Here is a 15,788-nt window from a genome sequence, read left to right as displayed (position 1 = left end):
GAATTGCCGTGAGGCTGACCCGTCAAGGGGGCATTATGAATAAACCACTGTCCAACTGGCTCCACGACCTGGCTGTCGCCTTGGGGCTGATTCCACCACCCTTGCAGCCGGTGCCGATCCCGACTGATGAAGAGCAGCGCAAACGCCAACCGCGTCGTCGCTGATACAGACAAAGGCCGCTGCACCTGGGTGGGTGCAGCGGCCTTTTTGTGCCTGATGAAAATCTGTTGCCTGTACCGGCCTCTTCGCGGGTAAACCCGCTCCCACAGGTCCCCCACAGCACTCGGCCTGTGATATTCCTGTGGGAGCGGGTTTACCCGCGAAAGGGCCAGTACAGGCAGCCCGGATCTGTCAGGCCAGTTTCACCGCCGCCGCCGGCTTGCGCGACACCAGGCTGACCACCACAAAACTCACCAGGCCAACCGCCAGGCTGTAGTAGATCGGCGTATTGGCCTCCAGCCCATCCTTGAACATGAACAGCAGCGCGGTCGCGAAGCCCAGCGACATGCTGGCGATAGCCCCGGCAGTGGTAGCGCGCTTCCAGAAAATCGCGCCGATCAGCGGGATCAGCATGCCGCCGACCAGCAGGTTGTAGGCCAGGGTCAGGGCATTGATCACATCGTTCACCACCAGGGCGATGCCCAGCACCACCAGGCCGGTGAGCAGGGTGAACAGGCGGCTGACGCCCAGGCTCGACGCCTTGCCGCCACGCAGCTTGGGCAGCAGGTCTTCGGTCAGGGTGGTCGACGCAGCCAGCAGGCCGGCGCTGGCGGTGGACATCATGGCGGCCAGCGCCGCTGCCATCAGCAGGCCACGGATGCCATCGGGCAGGGTGGTCTTGATCATCTCGGCAAAGGCATTGTTCGGGTTGGCCAGGTCGGGCATCAGCACATGCGCGGCCATGCCGATCGCGGCGCAGGCCAGGCCGTACAGCACGCAGTACACACCAGCGGTGGTGCCAGCGCGCTGGCAGACCTTCTCGTCACGGGCAGTGAATACCCGCTGCCAGATGTCCTGGCCGATGAGGATGCCGAAGAAGTAGATCAGGAAGTAGGTGATGATGGTGTCCCAGCCAATGGTAGTCAGCTGGAAGCTGGCCGCCGGCAGCTTGGCCACCAGGGTGTCCCAGCCACCGGCCTTGTACAGGCACACTGGCAGCAGGATGAACATCAGGCCGACGGTCTTGATCACGAACTGGACGATGTCGGTCAGGGTCAGCGACCACATGCCGCCAATGGTCGAGTACAGCACCACCACACCACCACCCAGCAGCAGCGAGGCCCAGAACGGCAGGTCGAGCAGCACCTGCAATACGGTGGCCATGGCCAGGGTCGAGGTGACACCGATCATCAGTGCGTAGGCCAGCATGATCACGGCGCTGGCCTGGCGTGCGGCCGGGTTGTAGCGCTGCTCCAGCACCTGGGTCACGGTGAAGATGCGCAGGCGCAGCAAGGGTTTGGCGAGGAACAGGTTGAGGGCGATGATGCCCAGGCCCAGGGCTGCGCACAGCCAGAAGCCGGAGATGCCGTGGACGTAGCCCAGGCGCACGGTGCCGACGGTGGAAGCACCACCGAGCACGGTGGTGGCCATGGTGCCCATGTACAGGACCGGGCCGAGGTTGCGCCCGGCCACCAGGTAGTCCTCGTGGGTTTTCGCGCGCCGCATGCCATACCAGCCAAGCCCGAGCATGCCGGCGGTATAGATCATTACAACAATGATGTCCAAGGCCATTGGGGGTCTCCCGATTATCTTTATTATGGCGAGATCGACCACCCGGGCGTTTGCACGGCGCCCGGCGGTCATGTCGTGTGTTGGCGGGCCTCAGTGGCCCTCCCATATGGCTCCTGCCGGGGTACAGCGGTATTAGCGACGCACTACGCCCGGTAGCACGCAGAGCATCTCGAACAGCAGGTTGGCACCGAGCAGCGAGGTGTTGCCGGTGGTGTCGTAAGGCGGGGAGACTTCGACGAGGTCACAGCCGATCAGGTCCAGGCCGTGGCAGCCGCGAATGATCTCCATCGCCTGGATGGTGGTCAAGCCGCCGATTTCCGGGGTGCCGGTACCGGGCGCCCAGGCCGGGTCGATGCCATCGATGTCGAACGACAGGTACACCGGACCACCGCCGACCTTTTCGCGCACTTCGGCCATCAACGGTTCCAGCGACTTGTGCCAGCACTCTTCGGCCTGGACCACACGGAAGCCCTGGCGGCGGCTCCAGTTGAAGTCATCGGCGGTGTAGCCCTGGGCGCGCAGGCCAATCTGCACCACGCGGTCGCAATCGAGCAGGCCTTCTTCCACGGCGCGGCGGAAGGTGGTGCCGTGGGCGATCTTCTCGCCGAACATGTGGTCGTTGACGTCGGCATGGGCGTCGATGTGCACCAGGCCGATCTTGCCGTGCTTCTTGTGCAGCGCGCGCAGGATGGGCAGGGTGATGGTGTGGTCGCCACCCAGGGTCAGCGGAATGATGTTGTGCTCGAGGACCTCGTCATACGCTTCTTCGATGATGCGCACGGCGTCCAGCAGGTTGAAGGTGTTGATCGCCACGTCACCGATGTCGGCCACCGACAGCGAGTCGAACGGTGCAGCCCCGGTGGCCATGTTGTACGGGCGGATCATCACCGATTCGGCGCGGATCTGGCGCGGGCCGAAGCGGGTGCCGGAGCGCAGCGAGGTACCGATATCCAGTGGCACGCCGATGAAGGCGGCGTCCAGGCCTTGGGCACTTTGCAGGTGGGGGAGACGGAGCATGGTGGCGATGCCGCCGAAACGCGGCATTTCGTTGCCGCCCAGTGGTTGGTGGAGGATCTTGTCCACGGTGGGCCTCATCAGTCGGTCGATTGTTCTGTTTGTTCGAACCTGTGCCGCCGCGCGCCTTTCAGGTTTGGTCTTGCTGGCGGGCAGGGACATTTCGGCCAAGTCTGCTGAAGGTAGTGCCGGGGAAAAATCGCTACCGGCAAATACTTAGTTCAGGAATTTCTGAACTAATGACGCAGAGCGGTTAGACTGCGCGCAAATACCCTTGCGGAACCGTTGCACCATGGCCTCGACCTTGCCCGACCTGAAACTGCTGCGCATCTTCGTCAGCGTGGTGCGCCACCAGGGCTTTGCCAATGCCCAGCGCGAACTGAACCTGTCGACCTCGGCCATCAGCACCTACATGAGCCAACTGGAAGGCGCCCTGGGGATTGTGCTGTGCCACCGTGGCCGTGGCGGGTTCAGCCTGACCAGCAAAGGCGAGCTGTTCCACCAGGAAACCCTGCGCCTGCTGGCCGAGCTGGACGGTTTCGAACAGTATGCCGCCGCCCTCAAGGGCGAGTTGCGCGGCACCCTCAACCTGGGGGTGATCGACTCCACGGTCGGTGACCGGGCCTTGCCGCTGGCCGAGGCCATCGGCGCCTATAGCCAGGAACACCCGGCGGTGCATCTTCACCTGTCGGTGTCCAGCCCTTACGAGCTGCAACTGGGCGTGCAGGACAACCGCCTGGACCTGGCCATCGGGGCGTTTTCCTCGCGCATGAGCGGGCTGCTCTACCAGCCGCTGTACCGTGAGCAGCACTGGCTTTACTGCAGTAGCCGCCACCCGTTGTATGCCGAGCGGCGCATTCCCGAGCAAGTGGTGACCCAGCAGCGCATGGTCGGGCGTGGCTACTGGAGCCAGGCCGAGCTGGCCCGGCATGGTTTCAAGCACAGCGCGGCAACCGTGGAGAGCATGGAGGCGCAGTTGATCCTGATCCTGTCCGGGGCCTACATCGGCTACCTGCCCGAGCACTATGCCCAGGCCTGGGTCGACAAGGGCGACTTGCGCGTGCTGTCGCCGTCGACCTTCGGCTACCAGGCACCGTTTTCGCTGATCATTCGCCGCGGGCGCAGTCGCGAGCCATTGATCCAGACCTTCCGCGACCTGCTCAAAAGCCAGCTCATCGTGGGCTGAAGTTCGGCACATGCTGTATTTCGTCGGTGCTCGTTAAATTGTTGGCGCCGCTGACCGACAACATAATGGCGCCCTGCTATATATCAAATCAGCGTGTGCTGCTGACTACCTCCCTTTAATCCTGCAAGGATTGCCCAAGATGCGCATGAATTTGCCCGTCACTGAGCACGAAAGAACCTTTCCCAACGACCAACGCCTGATTTCCACCACTGACCTCAACAGCCGCATCACCTACTGCAACGACGCTTTCGTGGAGATCAGCGGGTTCACCTACGACGAACTGGTCGGCCAACCCCACAACCTGGTGCGCCACCCGGACATGCCACCGGCCGTGTTCGGCCACATGTGGGAAACCATCAAACAAGGCAAACCTTGGATGGGCGTGGTCAAGAACCGAGCGAAGAACGGCGATTACTACTGGGTCAGCGCCTATGTCACGGCCATCTACGAGCAGGGCCGCATCAGTGGCTACGAGTCGGTGCGCTCGGTGCCCACCCGTGAGCAGATCCGCCGTGCCGAGGCGCTGTACGCGCGCTTGCGGGCCGGCCGCGCACCGGTGCCGTGGGTGGCCCGCCTGGGGCATGGCCTGGGCCACGGTTGGCCATTGATCGGTGCTGGCCTGGTGTCGGCAGCGGGCTACCTGTGGCTAGCGCCTTACGCGGCGCTCGGGGTGTTGATGGCCAGCCTGCTGGTGGCCTGGTATCTGGTCGAGCACCGGCAGAACCAGGCCGTCCGCCGCACGCTGGCCGAACATCCCAAGGCCTTCACCAGCCCGCTGGTGGCGCTGACCTACAGCGATAACCCGGGCCTGCAAGGCCAGCTCGACCTGGCCATCATCAGTGAGGAAGCGCGCCTGCAAACGGCGCTGACCCGCCTGGTGGATGCAGGGGTCGGGGTGAAGTCGCGGGCGGCGCAGTCGTCCGACTTGTCCGATGCCCAGGCACAGATGCTCGACCGCCAGCGCAACGAGACCGACCAGTCCGCCGCCGCCATCGCGCAGATGGCGGCGACCATCCAGCAGGTTACCCATAACGTGCAGAGCACGGCGCATGCAGCCGGTGATGCCGACCAGCTGGCGCAGCAGGGCAGCGAGCTGGCCATGCAGAGCTTGCAAGCCATGGGCAGCATGAGCAATGCGGTCAACGATATCGGCCAGGCCGTCAATGCGCTTGCCGAGCAGACTCAGTCGATCGGCAGCGTGGTCGATGTGATTACCTCGATCGCCGAGCAGACCAACCTGCTGGCGCTCAACGCGGCCATCGAGGCGGCGCGTGCCGGCGAACAGGGGCGCGGGTTTGCCGTGGTGGCGGACGAAGTGCGATCACTGGCCCAGCGCACCCGTGCTTCGACCGAAGAGATCCACCAGATCATTGCTTCGTTGCGCGCCGGGGCAGAGCGTGCGGTGAGCACCGCCAGCCGCGGCGAGCAGATCTCGCGGGACAGTGTGCACAGTGTCGAGGCGGTGCAGGCAGCGTTGAGCGGGATTGCCCAGGCGGTCAGCCGCATCACCGGCATGAGCCAGCAGATGGCGACGGCATCGGAGCAGCAGAGCCATGTGGCCGAGGACATCAACCAGCAGATCGTGCGCATAGCCCACCTGTGCGACCAGAGTGCCGGGCAGGCCAGGCAGGGCGCGGAAATCAGCCAGGACCTGGAGCGCATGGCGGAGTACCTGCATAGCCTGGCGGAGCGGTTCAACCGCTGAAATCGCAGGGGCTGCTTTGCAGCCCTTTCGCCGGCAAGCCAGCTCCCACAGGTGTTGCACAAGGCCCAGGTCTGTGGTGATCCTGTGGGAGCTGGCTTGCCGGCGAAAGGCCCGCAAAGCGGGCCCCGGTTCTGTGGCAAACTGTTCCCGCCAAGGAGAACCCCATGCCCAGACCCCGCTGCGAGCGCTGCCAGCGCCCGCTCGACCATTGCCTATGCTCACTGATCCCCGCACTCGACAGCCGCACCCGCGTCATCCTGCTGCAGCATCCCAGTGAAACCTCCCATGCCCTGAATACCGCCCGCCTGGCCGCCCTTGGCCTGAACAACGCCGAGTTGCGGGTAGGCGAGGTATTCGATGACCTGAATGAATTGCTGGCGACCCCTGGTTACCGGCCAGCCCTGCTGTTCCCGGGCGATGACGCCCAGGAGTTGCTGGCCTATGGCGCGACGGACGACCAACCCTTGCTGTTGATCGTGCCCGACGGCACCTGGCGCAAGGCGCGCAAGCTGCTGTACCTGAACCCGTTGCTGGAAGCATTGCCGCGGGTGACGCTGGGGGCTGTCGCGCCTTCACGCTACCGGTTGCGCAAGGCGCCGCAGGCGGGGGCGTTATCGACTATCGAGGCCGTGGTGGGGGCGTTGAACGCGTTGGAGCAGCCTGCCTGTTTCGATGCGCTGCTGGCACCGTTCGAGGCGTTGATAGAAGGCCAGATCAAGGCCATGGGTTTGGAGACGTTCCAGCGTAACCATGGTAGCGAGTGAGGGCAGGGGGCTGCTTTGCAGCCCATTCGCAGCACAAGGCTGCTCCTACAGATGTTGCGCGCTTTCCTGTAGGAGCAGCCTTGTGCTGCGAATGGGCCGCAAAGCGGCCCCAAAATCTCAAACCTGATCAGCGCATGTCAGGCAAGCGCGCCTCGGTGCGTACTTCGGTGGAAGCCAGCGCTTCCGGCGGCAGCGAAATACGTTGCTTGCTAAGCAGCTCGCCCATTGTCGCCAGCACGCGATAGCGCGAGAACTCCTCGGTGTAACGCACCTCGGTGTAGCGGCGGTCGGCGTTGTACAGCTCGTTCTCACTGTCCAGTACGTCCAGCAGGGTACGTTGGCCCAGGCCGAACTGGTCCTGGTAAGCCGCGCGCACGCGCTTGGTGGTCTCGGCGTATTCACGCGCAGTCGGCAGCTGCTTGCTGGCATTGTTCATGGCGTTCCACGCCAGGCTCAGGTTCTCGGTCAGCTCACGCAGGGCGTTGTTGCGAATGTCCAGGGCCTGGTTGACCTTGTGTGCGTCGGAGTTCAGGCGAGCCTTGTCGCTGCCGCCGCGGAACAGGTTGTAGTTCATCTCGACGCCGGCTTGCCAGTCGTTATTGTTGTGACCTTTCTCGCCGCCGGTGTTGTTGTTGGCACCTGTGGCCAGGATGGCATCGAAGCGAGGATAGAAGGTCGACTTGGCCACTTCGTACTGTTTCTCGGCGGCATTCACGTCAGCCTGGGCCGACTTGATATAAGGGTTGTTCTGGCGCATGCCTTCACGCGCCTGTTCGAGATCGGCCGGCATTTCCACCTTGATCGATTGTGGGCTTTCCAGCTCGTCCGGCATACGGCCGACGACGCTGAAGAAGTTGGCCTCGGCATCGGCCAGGTCGACTTCGGCGGTGTCCAGGTTGTTTTCCGCCAGGGCGCGACGTGCGCGGGACTGGTCGAGGTCGGCGGTGCTGCCGACGCCGCGCTCGTTGCGCAGGCCGATCTGGTCGTTGACCCGCAGGTGGGCTTGCAGGTTGTTCCTGGCCAGGGTCACCAGCTCGCGGCGCTTGAGCACTTCCAGGTACACCTCGACTGCACGCAGCGCGACATCCTGGGCAACAGCCTGGGTGTAGTAGGCGCGGGAGGTGGAGACCGCTTCGGTGCGGCCTACTTCATTCGAGGTGTTGAAGCCGTCGAAGATCATCTGCCGCAGGCGCAGCTCGGACTGGGTGTAGTTGAGGGTTTCCTTGTTGTGGTTGCCCTCGGCACGAGTCGTGGTGTTGTCCGAACGCTGGCGGCCATAACCGGCGACCAGATCCACGGTAGGGTAGTAGCCACCACGCGCAAACTTCACATCTTCATCAGCCGACAGCTTGCTGTTGCGATTGGAGCTGACCTGCGGGTGGTAATCCACGGCGCTCTGGACAGCCTCGGTGATCGACATCGCCTGTACGTTGGCACTCGCCAGGGCCAACAGTAATGCACTGGTGATGGGGTTCAAGACGCGCATGGTACATCTCCCTGATCCTGGAATTGATCCTGCCGATCGCCAAAAAAATGACGATAAAGAAATTACATATAGTGTTGCAGGTTTTTAATAAGACAGCTAAGTACATTCATCGCGATAGACAAGAAGATTTATTCATATCATATTGCCATTTAATAGAAAAACTGTCTAACAAGCTTACGAAAGAACAAGATTCCGGCAGCGGAAAAATCCATGTAAGCCAGGTAATACATGGCTTCCACAGAGTTCCAGAATTATTTCGGATAAGTGGGATAAAAGTTAGGCGAAGTTGATATTTGGCGACAAAATATTGTCACTTTGGCTTGCGCAGGGTTTTCTGGCTGAGGATATACAGGCTTACCAGCACGGCACTGGCCAACATGAAGGTGCGCGCCCAGAACAGGGGGACCAGATAGCACGACAGGCCGATGCTGGCCCACATCAGGCCGATGGCGTAGACCTTGCCCTTGAGGGGGATACCTTCACCACTGAGGTAGTCCCGGATCCATGGCCCGAGCTTCGGGTGATGGACCAGCCAGTGGTGAAAGCGCGGCGAGCTGCGGGCAAAGCAGGCGGCCGCCAACAGCAGGAACGGGGTGGTGGGCAGTACCGGCAGGAATATCCCCAACACCCCCAACGCGACGCTGAGCCAGCCGGTGGCCAGCAGCAGGTAGCGCACAGGCGACTTAGTGGTGGCGTGGCTTGAGCAGCGCCGGCTTTTCGTCAGGGGCATGCAGCAGCAGGAACAGCGCCGTCAGCGCTTCGGGGATCTGTACGATCATGTCGTCCTGCAGGCCAGCGTTGCTGGCGATGTCGGCGAACTCCGGCTGCTCGTCGAACAGGCCCGAGCCGACCATGATCGGCAGCAGCATCTCGCTGACTTCTTCCTCGGCGTTCTCGAACCAGGCCTCTTCACGCAGGAATACGCCTTCCATGAAGCCGATGCACCAGCCGCGCAGGTCGGAATCGTCCGGTTCGTCGGTCAGGTCGAGGTCGCACGGCAGCTCGAACTCGTCGTCGCTGGCCAGCTGGCGGGCGATGTGCGCCTTGAGCGCCACCAGGGTGGCCTCGATCTCGGTGCGCTGAGCGTCGCTGGCGTAGTGCGGCTCTTCGGCGAACAGGGCGTCGATCCACTCGCGCTCGGGCACGTCCTCTGCATTGATCGACAGGGCGGTGAGGTAGCCGTGGGCGGCGACGTAGTCCAGAGCTTCTTCGTGCAGCTCGTCGGCGTCGAGGAAGGCTTGCAGGCGGGTCAGTTGCTCGGCGAAGGACATTACAGGGCTACCTTGGGGAATAAACGATAACGAATTCTAGCACCTTGCGACGGCGGCGGGGCAAAGGGAACGTCTATCGCAGTGGTGCCCTGCGCGGGGCGGTGCTGCGGTATACTCCGCGATTTTTCATCCAGGGGCAGGTTTTGCCGGCTGCCTGGCAAAAACCGCTTACGCATTTGGCGTGTGCGGGGCGGGTTTTTCGTCCAGCCTGTATCCGGGATGGTACGGCGATTTGTGGAGTTGCACATGCTCGAACAGGCTCAGCGCGTTCTCAAGGACGTCTTCGGCTACGACAGTTTCCGCGGGCGCCAGGCAGCGATCATCGACTGCGTGGCCAATGGCGGCGATGCCCTGGTGCTGATGCCCACCGGCGGCGGCAAGTCGTTGTGTTTCCAGGTGCCGGGGCTGCTGCGCCCGGGCCTGACGGTGGTGGTCTCGCCATTGATTGCGCTGATGGACGACCAGGTCGCCACGCTCGATGAACTGGGTGTGCCGGCCGCCGCGCTGAACTCCACGCTGACCCCGGAACAGCAGCGTGACCTGGCCGGGCGCTTGCGCCGTGGCGAAGTGAAGATGCTGTACCTGGCCCCCGAGCGGCTGGTGCAGCCGCGCATGCTCGACTTCCTGCGCGACCTGGATATCTCGCTGTTCGCCATCGACGAGGCCCACTGCGTGTCGCAATGGGGCCACGATTTCCGCCCCGAATACCTGCAACTGGGCCAGTTGGCCGAGCTGTTCCCGCATGTGCCGCGCATCGCGCTGACCGCCACCGCCGACATGCGCACCCGCGAAGAGATCGTCCAGCGCCTGCACCTGCAAGGCGCCGAACGCTTCCTGTCGAGTTTCGACCGGCCCAACATCTTCTACCGCATCGTGCCCAAGGAGGCGCCGCGCAAGCAGCTGATGGCCTTCCTCGGCGAGCGCCGCGGCAACGCCGGCATCGTCTATTGCCTGTCCCGCAAGAAGGTCGACGAAACCGCTGCCTTCCTCTGCGATCAGGGCTTCCCGGCGCTGCCGTATCATGCCGGCCTGGCTGCCGAGACGCGTGCGGCCAACCAGCACCGCTTCCTCAACGAGGAAGGGCTGATCATGGTCGCCACCATCGCCTTCGGCATGGGTATCGACAAGCCCAACGTGCGCTTTGTAGCGCACCTTGACCTGCCCAAGTCGCTCGAGGCGTACTACCAGGAGACTGGCCGCGCCGGCCGTGACGGGCTGCCGTCCGATGCCTGGATGGCCTACGGGCTGCAGGACATGGTCATGCTCAAGCAGATGCTGCAGAACTCCGAAGGTGACGAGCGCCACAAGCGCATCGAGCAGCACAAGCTCGACGCCATGCTGGCCCTGTGCGAAGAAACCCGTTGCCGCCGCCAGTCGCTGCTGGCCTATTTCGACGAAACGCTCGAGCAACCGTGCGGGCACTGTGACAACTGTGTCGACCAGGTACAGACCTGGGACGCCACCGAGCCGGCCCGCCAGGCGCTGTCGGCGGTGTTCCGCACTGGCCAGCGCTACGGTGTCGGTCACCTGGTCGATGTGCTGCTGGGCAAGGACACCGAGAAGGTGCGCAATTTCGGCCACGAAAAACTCTCGGTGTTTGGCGTCGGCAAGGGGCTGGCCGAGGTCGAGTGGCGTTCGCTGTTCCGTCAGCTGGTGGCACGCGGCCTGGTTGACATCGACCTGGAAGGCTACGGTGGCCTGCGCCTGTCCGACAGCTGCCGGCCTCTGTTGCGTGGCGAGGTGACCCTGCAGCTGCGCCGTGACCTCAAGCCACAGACCACCGCCAGGACTTCTTCGTCCAGTGGCGGCAGCCCGGCCAGCCAACTGGTGCGTGCCGAAGAGCGCGAGCTGTGGGAAGCACTGCGTACCCTGCGGCGCAAGCTGGCCGAGGAACACAGTGTGCCGCCCTATGTCATCTTCCCCGACTCGACGCTGCTGGAGATGCTGCGCAGCCAGCCGGCCAGCCTCAGCGACATGGCCCAGGTCAGCGGCGTGGGGGCGCGCAAGCTGGAGCGTTATGGCCAGGCCTTCCTCGAGGTGCTGAACAACAGCGGCGGCACCGACGAAGCACCGAAAGTGGTGCTCGACCTGCGCCACGAACTGGTCAGCCTGGCCCGCGCCGGCATGACTCCGGCGCAGATCGCCGGCCAGCTCAACTGCAGCGAGAAGAATGTCTACAGTCTGCTGGCCGAGGCGCTGGGCCGCCAGGAATTGAGCCTGGAACAGGCCCTGGACCTGCCGGAAGACCTGTTGATGGAAGTGCAGGATGCCTTCCTCGATGGCGAGGGCGAGTTGCCACCAGTGTCGGCGATTGCGCCGCTGTTCGGGGCACGGGTGCCGGAGGGCGTGCTGTACTGCGTGCGGGCTGCGCTGGCGGCCGAATTCGAGCTGTAAGTGGCGACAGGTTCGAAGGCAGAACTGCCATCTGCTGACCTTTGTCATGTTTTTTGACGATTATCGGATATTCCAGGGCGCCCGAGCCTTGCCTCGTGGGGCGGGGCATGATTAGCTGCCTAATAATTAGATCTGTTCAATGAGTTGCTTATGCCCCTGACCGACAACCAACACCGCTTCGGCATGCAGCTGGCCCAGATGTCCCGGGGTTGGCGTGCCGAGCTGGACCGCCGCCTGGCCGGGCTCAACCTGTCCCAGGCGCGCTGGCTGGTGTTGCTGCACCTGGCCCGTTTCGAAGAGGCCCCGACCCAGCGTGAGCTGGCCCAGAGCGTGGGCGTCGAAGGCCCGACCCTGGCGCGCCTGCTCGACAGCCTGGAGGCGCAGGGGCTGGTACGCCGGCAGGCAGTGCTGGAGGACCGGCGGGCGAAGAAGATCGTGCTGTGCCCGCCGGCCAAGCCACTGATCGACCAGATCGAGACTATTGCCAATCAGTTGCGGGTCGAGCTGTTCACTGGCGTGGATGAAGCGGAGCTGCAGGTGTGCATGCGGGTACATGCCAAGATCCTGGCCAACCTGGAGAAATCCTGAGGGGGCCTGGGGCCGCTTTGCGGCCTGTGGGAGCGGGTTTACCCGCGAAGAATGCGACGCGGTGTATGGCACCGGCTTCGCCGGTGTTCGCGGCTAAAGCCGCTCCCACAGGGTACCCGGCATACCTAGAAGGTATGCCCCAGGTTCAGGTACACCGCCTGCTCATGCGCACTGTTGGCCCCGTAGCTCAGGTTCAACGGCCCCAGCGGCGTCTCCAGCCCCAGGAAGATGCTCGCCGCATTGATGTAGCCACTGTCGAACTCGTTATCGTTGTTCCATGCCCGCCCTCGCTCCAGCGACCCACCGATGTACAGCGGGAAGTCCAGCGGCACGTAGGCCCGTGGCGTCAGGCGGCGGTAGTAGACCATGCGCATCAGGCTCACGTTCTGGCCCGATACCGAGTCCTGGCGGAAGCCTGAAAGCTCCCGCGCGCCACCCAGCACGAAGCTCGAAGTCACCACCTCGGTATCATCCAGCGTGCGCCCGTAGCGCCCGCCCAGCACGAAGGTGTTCGGCCCGCTGCTGATGGCCTTGTCCAGGTTGAACATCCACTGCCGGTAATCCTGGTCGGAATCCAGCGACTGGTCATACTTGCGCAAGGTCAGGCCGATATCTTCGCCGCGATGCGGGAAGTACACGTTGTCGAGGGTGTCGAACGAGTACTTCAGCTCGTAGAAACCTTCGTTGAAACTGACCTTGGGCAGGTCCTGGTCGCCGATGCGCACCTCGGCTTCGCCCCAGGCCTTGCCCACGCCCAGGCGCACTTCACCGTTGGTGCCGATCTGCCGCCCCAGGTTCAGGCCAAAGCCGTAACGCTCCAGGCGGTACTCGGCCACCGGGTCGTTGTCCAGGGTGGCTTCGATGTTCTGCGAGCCGAAGTCCAGATACGGTGCGATGAAATAGCGCGAGCCCACGTCCAGCGGCTGGTAGAACTCGCTGTACAGCTCCTGCTGGTCGCCTATCTGACCACGGGTCAGCCATTCGGCGCCGAGGCTGTTGATGCCGTTGACCCGGTAGCTGGCACCCAGGTTGAAGGCGCTGTCGCCGCGCAGGTCGTCCGACAGGTTCAGGCCCAGGCGCAGGTAGTCGGTGCCACCGCGTCGGCCACGGGCATTGATCACCAAGGTGTTGTCGTCGCCCTTGTGCACCACGCGGTACTGCACCCGGTCGAAGTAGTCCAGGCCGTACAGCGTGCCCATGTCGGTCTGCAGGCGGCCGAGCTCCAGCGGCGCATCGATCGGTTGGCGAATGTACGAGCGGATGACCTCGTCGCTGACCTTGGAGTCGTTCTCGATCCTGATCGCGGTGATGGTCGGCGTGCGCTGGCGCGGCGAACGGGCCACGGCCAGGCTGCTGTCACCTTCGGGCTGGCGCAGGGCGGCAAGGCGCGGGTCGAGCAGGCGGGTGGCGCGGTAGCCGGCCTCGATCATTTCTTGGGCGCGGCCAAAATCGGTCACGCCGAAGGCAGTCAGCGGTGGCTGGATGAGGATGTCATCGCGGTGCAGGCTGGCCAGTTGTTCTTCCGAGTTGCGCCGGGTCATCAGGGTGATCGACTGGTTGAGCACGTCGACCACCGTGGCCAGCTGCTTGCGGTCACGCAGTGGGGTGCCGATGTCGACCACGATGGCCAGGTCCACACCCATTTCACGGGCGACGTCCACCGGGATGTTGTCGACCATGCCGCCGTCCACCAGTAGCCGGCCGTCCAGCTCGACCGGGGCGAACACCGCGGGGATCGACATGCTGGCGCGGATCACCTGGGGCAGGTGGCCACGGCGGAACACCACCTTTTCGCCACTGGCGATATCGGTGGCCACGGCGCGGAAGGGGATGGGCAGCTTGTCGAAGTCACGGGTATCGGCGGTGTGCGCCAGCTTGCTTTCCAGCAGCAGCGCCAGGTTCTGGCCCTGGATCACGCCCAGCGGCAGGCCCAGGCTGCCGTCGTCGCGAAAACTGAGCTTCTGCTTGACCAGGAAGTCGCGGTCATCCTGCTTGCGCCGGAACGGCACGTCCTTGCGCGGCGGGGCGTCGGACAGCGCCTGTTGCCAGTCGAGGGTGGTGGCGAGCTTTTCCAGCTCTTCGACGCTGTAGCCCGAGGCATACAGGCCGCCGACTACGGCCCCCATGCTGGTGCCGGCGATGGCGTCGATGCGCACACCCTGTTCCTCCAGGGCCTTGAGCACACCAATGTGGGCCAGGCCACGGGCCGCGCCCCCCGACAGCACCAGGCCAACCTTGGGCCTGGCGGGTTCGGTGGCGAATGCCGTGAGGGAGGTGAAGGTGAGCAGGAAACAGAACAGCAAACGGCGCATCGTGAGTCTCAAACCGTGGGCTAAAGACCGCTAGTATAAGCGGCCCCTCACCTGGAGATGCCCCACCATGGCCGACAGCAAACCGGAAATCGTCATCACGTATTGCACCCAGTGCCAATGGCTGCTGCGTGCCGCCTGGCTGGCCCAGGAACTGCTCAGCACCTTTACCGACGACCTTGGCCGCGTGGCACTGGAGCCTGGCACCGGCGGTATCTTCCGCATCACCTGCAATGGCGTGCAGGTCTGGGAGCGCAAGGCCGATGGTGGCTTCCCCGAGGCCAAGGTACTGAAGCAGCGGGTTCGCGACCAGATCGACCCGCAGCGTGGCCTGGGCCACAACGACCGCTGAATCAGGCGCCCTCGGCCAGTGATGGCTGCCTGGGCGGTTGTTCGGCGGCCAGGCGGCTGGACAGTACGATGGCGAAGATGATCAGTGCGCCGCCCAGCAGCATGCGCAGGGTCGGGGTTTCGGCGAACACCGCCCAGGCCACGGCGATACCATAGACCGGCTCCATGCCGAACACCACGGCGGCGGTGCGCGCCTTGATCACCGACAGGCTGGCGACGAACAGGCTGTGTGCCACGCCGGTGCAGAAGATGCCGAGCAGGGCGATCCACAGCCAGTCCATGGTGGTTACGCCAGCCAGGCCCGGTGCCGCGAACGGCAGTAGGCACAGGCCCACCACCAGGTTCTGCCACAGTGCCGCCTGCACCGCAGGCAGGCGGCCGGAGCCAGCGCGGTTGGTGAGTGACAGCAGGGAGAACAGCAGCCCCGACAGCAATGACCAGAGCAGGCCACCGGTGGCTTCACTGGCCAGGTCGAATGCCGGCGTGACCAGTACCAGGCCGATGCTGACCAGCAGCACCAGCAAAGCCTCGTTGCGGCGGATGCGTTCGCGGAACAGCAGGCCCTCGAGGATTACGGTAAAGGCCGGGAAGCTGGCGAAGCCGAGGGTGGCGATGGCCACGCCGGCAACCTTTACCGCGATGAAGAAGCTGACCCAGTGCCCGGCCAGCAGTACGCCGCCGAGCAGCAGGCGGCGGGCGTCCTGACCGCTCAGGCGTTGCCAGCCCGGCCCGGCCAGGCTGGCGAACAGGGCCAGGGCGAGCACGGCGAAGGCGGCGCGGCCGAAGACGATGATCGCCGGGCTGGCGCTGGCGGCCAGTTTGCCGAAGACGCCGGTAAGGCCGAAGAACAGCGCGCCGATGTGCAGGGCGCCGAGGGCGGTACGGTGGTTCATGGGTGGTCCTTGCTCAAGATCTCTGCTGGCTGTGCCGGCCTCTTCGCGGGTAAACCCGCTCCCACAGGTACTGCACCGCTTTTGAAGCCTGTGCAG

Annotated in this window: 14 protein-coding genes; 7 read left to right on the top strand and 7 right to left on the bottom strand. The window is 64.1% G+C overall.

Translation table 11 applies throughout. From position 1 onward, the window contains the following. Positions 1 to 35: 35 nt before the first annotated feature. Positions 36 to 164, top strand: coding sequence for a PA1414 family protein (locus RIN61_RS04355; RefSeq protein WP_009683677.1), 129 nt, complete (start codon positions 36 to 38; stop codon positions 162 to 164). A 187-nt stretch (positions 165 to 351) separates the two neighbouring features. Here the strand turns inward: RIN61_RS04355 and RIN61_RS04350 are convergent, their stop codons facing one another. Together RIN61_RS04350 and speB are read right to left on the bottom strand one after the other, a co-directional pair. Then, positions 352 to 1,731: a sodium:solute symporter family protein gene (locus tag RIN61_RS04350; RefSeq protein ID WP_112253191.1), complete on the bottom strand. Its 1,380-nt coding sequence runs from the start codon at positions 1,729 to 1,731 to the stop codon at positions 352 to 354. A 132-nt stretch (positions 1,732 to 1,863) separates the two neighbouring features. Continuing rightward, positions 1,864 to 2,814 carry an agmatinase gene (speB, locus tag RIN61_RS04345; protein ID WP_133974558.1) on the bottom strand — a complete coding sequence of 317 codons (951 nt, stop codon included), beginning with the start codon at positions 2,812 to 2,814 and terminating at the stop codon, positions 1,864 to 1,866. A gap of 223 nt (positions 2,815 to 3,037) precedes the next feature. On the opposite strand from speB, the gene RIN61_RS04340 reads away from it, so the two are divergent. The 3 genes from RIN61_RS04340 to RIN61_RS04330 all read left to right on the top strand — a co-directional run bounded on the left by RIN61_RS04340 (position 3,038) and on the right by RIN61_RS04330 (position 6,400). Beyond that, the gene (locus tag RIN61_RS04340; RefSeq protein WP_112253190.1) at positions 3,038 to 3,931 is read left to right on the top strand and encodes a LysR family transcriptional regulator; all 894 of its coding nucleotides are present in this window, start codon (positions 3,038 to 3,040) and stop codon (positions 3,929 to 3,931) included. Between the two features lie 139 nt (positions 3,932 to 4,070). Further along, a complete protein-coding gene (locus tag RIN61_RS04335) occupies positions 4,071 to 5,636 on the top strand; it encodes a methyl-accepting chemotaxis protein (RefSeq protein WP_207876884.1) in 1,566 nt (521 codons plus the stop codon). A 164-nt stretch (positions 5,637 to 5,800) separates the two neighbouring features. Beyond that, entirely contained in the window at positions 5,801 to 6,400 is a 600-nt protein-coding gene (locus RIN61_RS04330) for a tRNA-uridine aminocarboxypropyltransferase (protein WP_313855928.1), read from the top strand. Positions 6,401 to 6,527: 127 nt separating this feature from the next. On the opposite strand, the gene RIN61_RS04325 is transcribed toward RIN61_RS04330, so the two are convergent. From RIN61_RS04325 to RIN61_RS04315, 3 genes are all read right to left on the bottom strand, one after another. Further along, entirely contained in the window at positions 6,528 to 7,886 is a 1,359-nt protein-coding gene (locus tag RIN61_RS04325; RefSeq protein WP_112253187.1) for a TolC family outer membrane protein, read from the bottom strand. Between the two features lie 310 nt (positions 7,887 to 8,196). Next, positions 8,197 to 8,616: a YbaN family protein gene (locus RIN61_RS04320; RefSeq protein WP_181457368.1), complete on the bottom strand. Its 420-nt coding sequence runs from the start codon at positions 8,614 to 8,616 to the stop codon at positions 8,197 to 8,199. Beyond that, positions 8,570 to 9,157, bottom strand: coding sequence for a YecA/YgfB family protein (locus RIN61_RS04315; protein WP_112253185.1), 588 nt, complete (start codon positions 9,155 to 9,157; stop codon positions 8,570 to 8,572). Before RIN61_RS04315 ends, RIN61_RS04320 begins: the two co-directional genes overlap by 47 nt. A 246-nt stretch (positions 9,158 to 9,403) precedes the next feature. Here RIN61_RS04315 and recQ point away from each other — a divergent pair, with 246 nt between their 5' ends. Together recQ and RIN61_RS04305 are read left to right on the top strand one after the other, a co-directional pair. Beyond that, positions 9,404 to 11,551 (top strand): DNA helicase RecQ, encoded by a 2,148-nt coding sequence (recQ, locus tag RIN61_RS04310; protein WP_025340147.1) that lies wholly within the window; start codon positions 9,404 to 9,406, stop codon positions 11,549 to 11,551. Positions 11,552 to 11,701: 150 nt separating this feature from the next. Further along, positions 11,702 to 12,139, top strand: coding sequence for a MarR family transcriptional regulator (locus RIN61_RS04305; protein ID WP_013973685.1), 438 nt, complete (start codon positions 11,702 to 11,704; stop codon positions 12,137 to 12,139). Between the two features lie 125 nt (positions 12,140 to 12,264). Here the strand turns inward: RIN61_RS04305 and RIN61_RS04300 are convergent, their stop codons facing one another. Next, positions 12,265 to 14,451: a patatin-like phospholipase family protein gene (locus RIN61_RS04300; RefSeq protein ID WP_112253183.1), complete on the bottom strand. Its 2,187-nt coding sequence runs from the start codon at positions 14,449 to 14,451 to the stop codon at positions 12,265 to 12,267. 67 nt (positions 14,452 to 14,518) lie between these two features. Here RIN61_RS04300 and RIN61_RS04295 point away from each other — a divergent pair, with 67 nt between their 5' ends. Then, the gene (locus RIN61_RS04295; RefSeq protein WP_112253182.1) at positions 14,519 to 14,800 is read left to right on the top strand and encodes an Rdx family protein; all 282 of its coding nucleotides are present in this window, start codon (positions 14,519 to 14,521) and stop codon (positions 14,798 to 14,800) included. 1 nt (position 14,801) lies between these two features. On the opposite strand, the gene RIN61_RS04290 is transcribed toward RIN61_RS04295, so the two are convergent. After that, positions 14,802 to 15,692 carry a DMT family transporter gene (locus RIN61_RS04290; RefSeq protein ID WP_112253181.1) on the bottom strand — a complete coding sequence of 297 codons (891 nt, stop codon included), beginning with the start codon at positions 15,690 to 15,692 and terminating at the stop codon, positions 14,802 to 14,804. Positions 15,693 to 15,788: the final 96 nt, after the last annotated feature.

Origin of the sequence: Pseudomonas inefficax (genome assembly GCF_032164165.1) — a bacterium.
GTDB lineage: Bacteria > Pseudomonadota > Gammaproteobacteria > Pseudomonadales > Pseudomonadaceae > Aquipseudomonas > Aquipseudomonas inefficax.
This window is presented reverse-complemented; position numbering and strand designations above follow the sequence as displayed.

Coding starts and splice junctions, on each gene's coding strand:
- RIN61_RS04355 (WP_009683677.1), top strand. CDS start 36: ATGAATAAACCACTGTCCAACTGGCTCCACGACCTGGCTGTCGCCTTG.
- RIN61_RS04315 (WP_112253185.1), bottom strand. CDS start 9,157: ATGTCCTTCGCCGAGCAACTGACCCGCCTGCAAGCCTTCCTCGACGCC.
- RIN61_RS04335 (WP_207876884.1), top strand. CDS start 4,071: ATGCGCATGAATTTGCCCGTCACTGAGCACGAAAGAACCTTTCCCAAC.
- RIN61_RS04330 (WP_313855928.1), top strand. CDS start 5,801: ATGCCCAGACCCCGCTGCGAGCGCTGCCAGCGCCCGCTCGACCATTGC.
- RIN61_RS04300 (WP_112253183.1), bottom strand. CDS start 14,451: ATGCGCCGTTTGCTGTTCTGTTTCCTGCTCACCTTCACCTCCCTCACG.
- recQ (WP_025340147.1), top strand. CDS start 9,404: ATGCTCGAACAGGCTCAGCGCGTTCTCAAGGACGTCTTCGGCTACGAC.
- RIN61_RS04340 (WP_112253190.1), top strand. CDS start 3,038: ATGGCCTCGACCTTGCCCGACCTGAAACTGCTGCGCATCTTCGTCAGC.
- RIN61_RS04290 (WP_112253181.1), bottom strand. CDS start 15,692: ATGAACCACCGTACCGCCCTCGGCGCCCTGCACATCGGCGCGCTGTTC.
- RIN61_RS04350 (WP_112253191.1), bottom strand. CDS start 1,731: ATGGCCTTGGACATCATTGTTGTAATGATCTATACCGCCGGCATGCTC.
- RIN61_RS04305 (WP_013973685.1), top strand. CDS start 11,702: ATGCCCCTGACCGACAACCAACACCGCTTCGGCATGCAGCTGGCCCAG.
- RIN61_RS04320 (WP_181457368.1), bottom strand. CDS start 8,616: ATGCCCCTGACGAAAAGCCGGCGCTGCTCAAGCCACGCCACCACTAAG.
- RIN61_RS04325 (WP_112253187.1), bottom strand. CDS start 7,886: ATGCGCGTCTTGAACCCCATCACCAGTGCATTACTGTTGGCCCTGGCG.
- RIN61_RS04295 (WP_112253182.1), top strand. CDS start 14,519: ATGGCCGACAGCAAACCGGAAATCGTCATCACGTATTGCACCCAGTGC.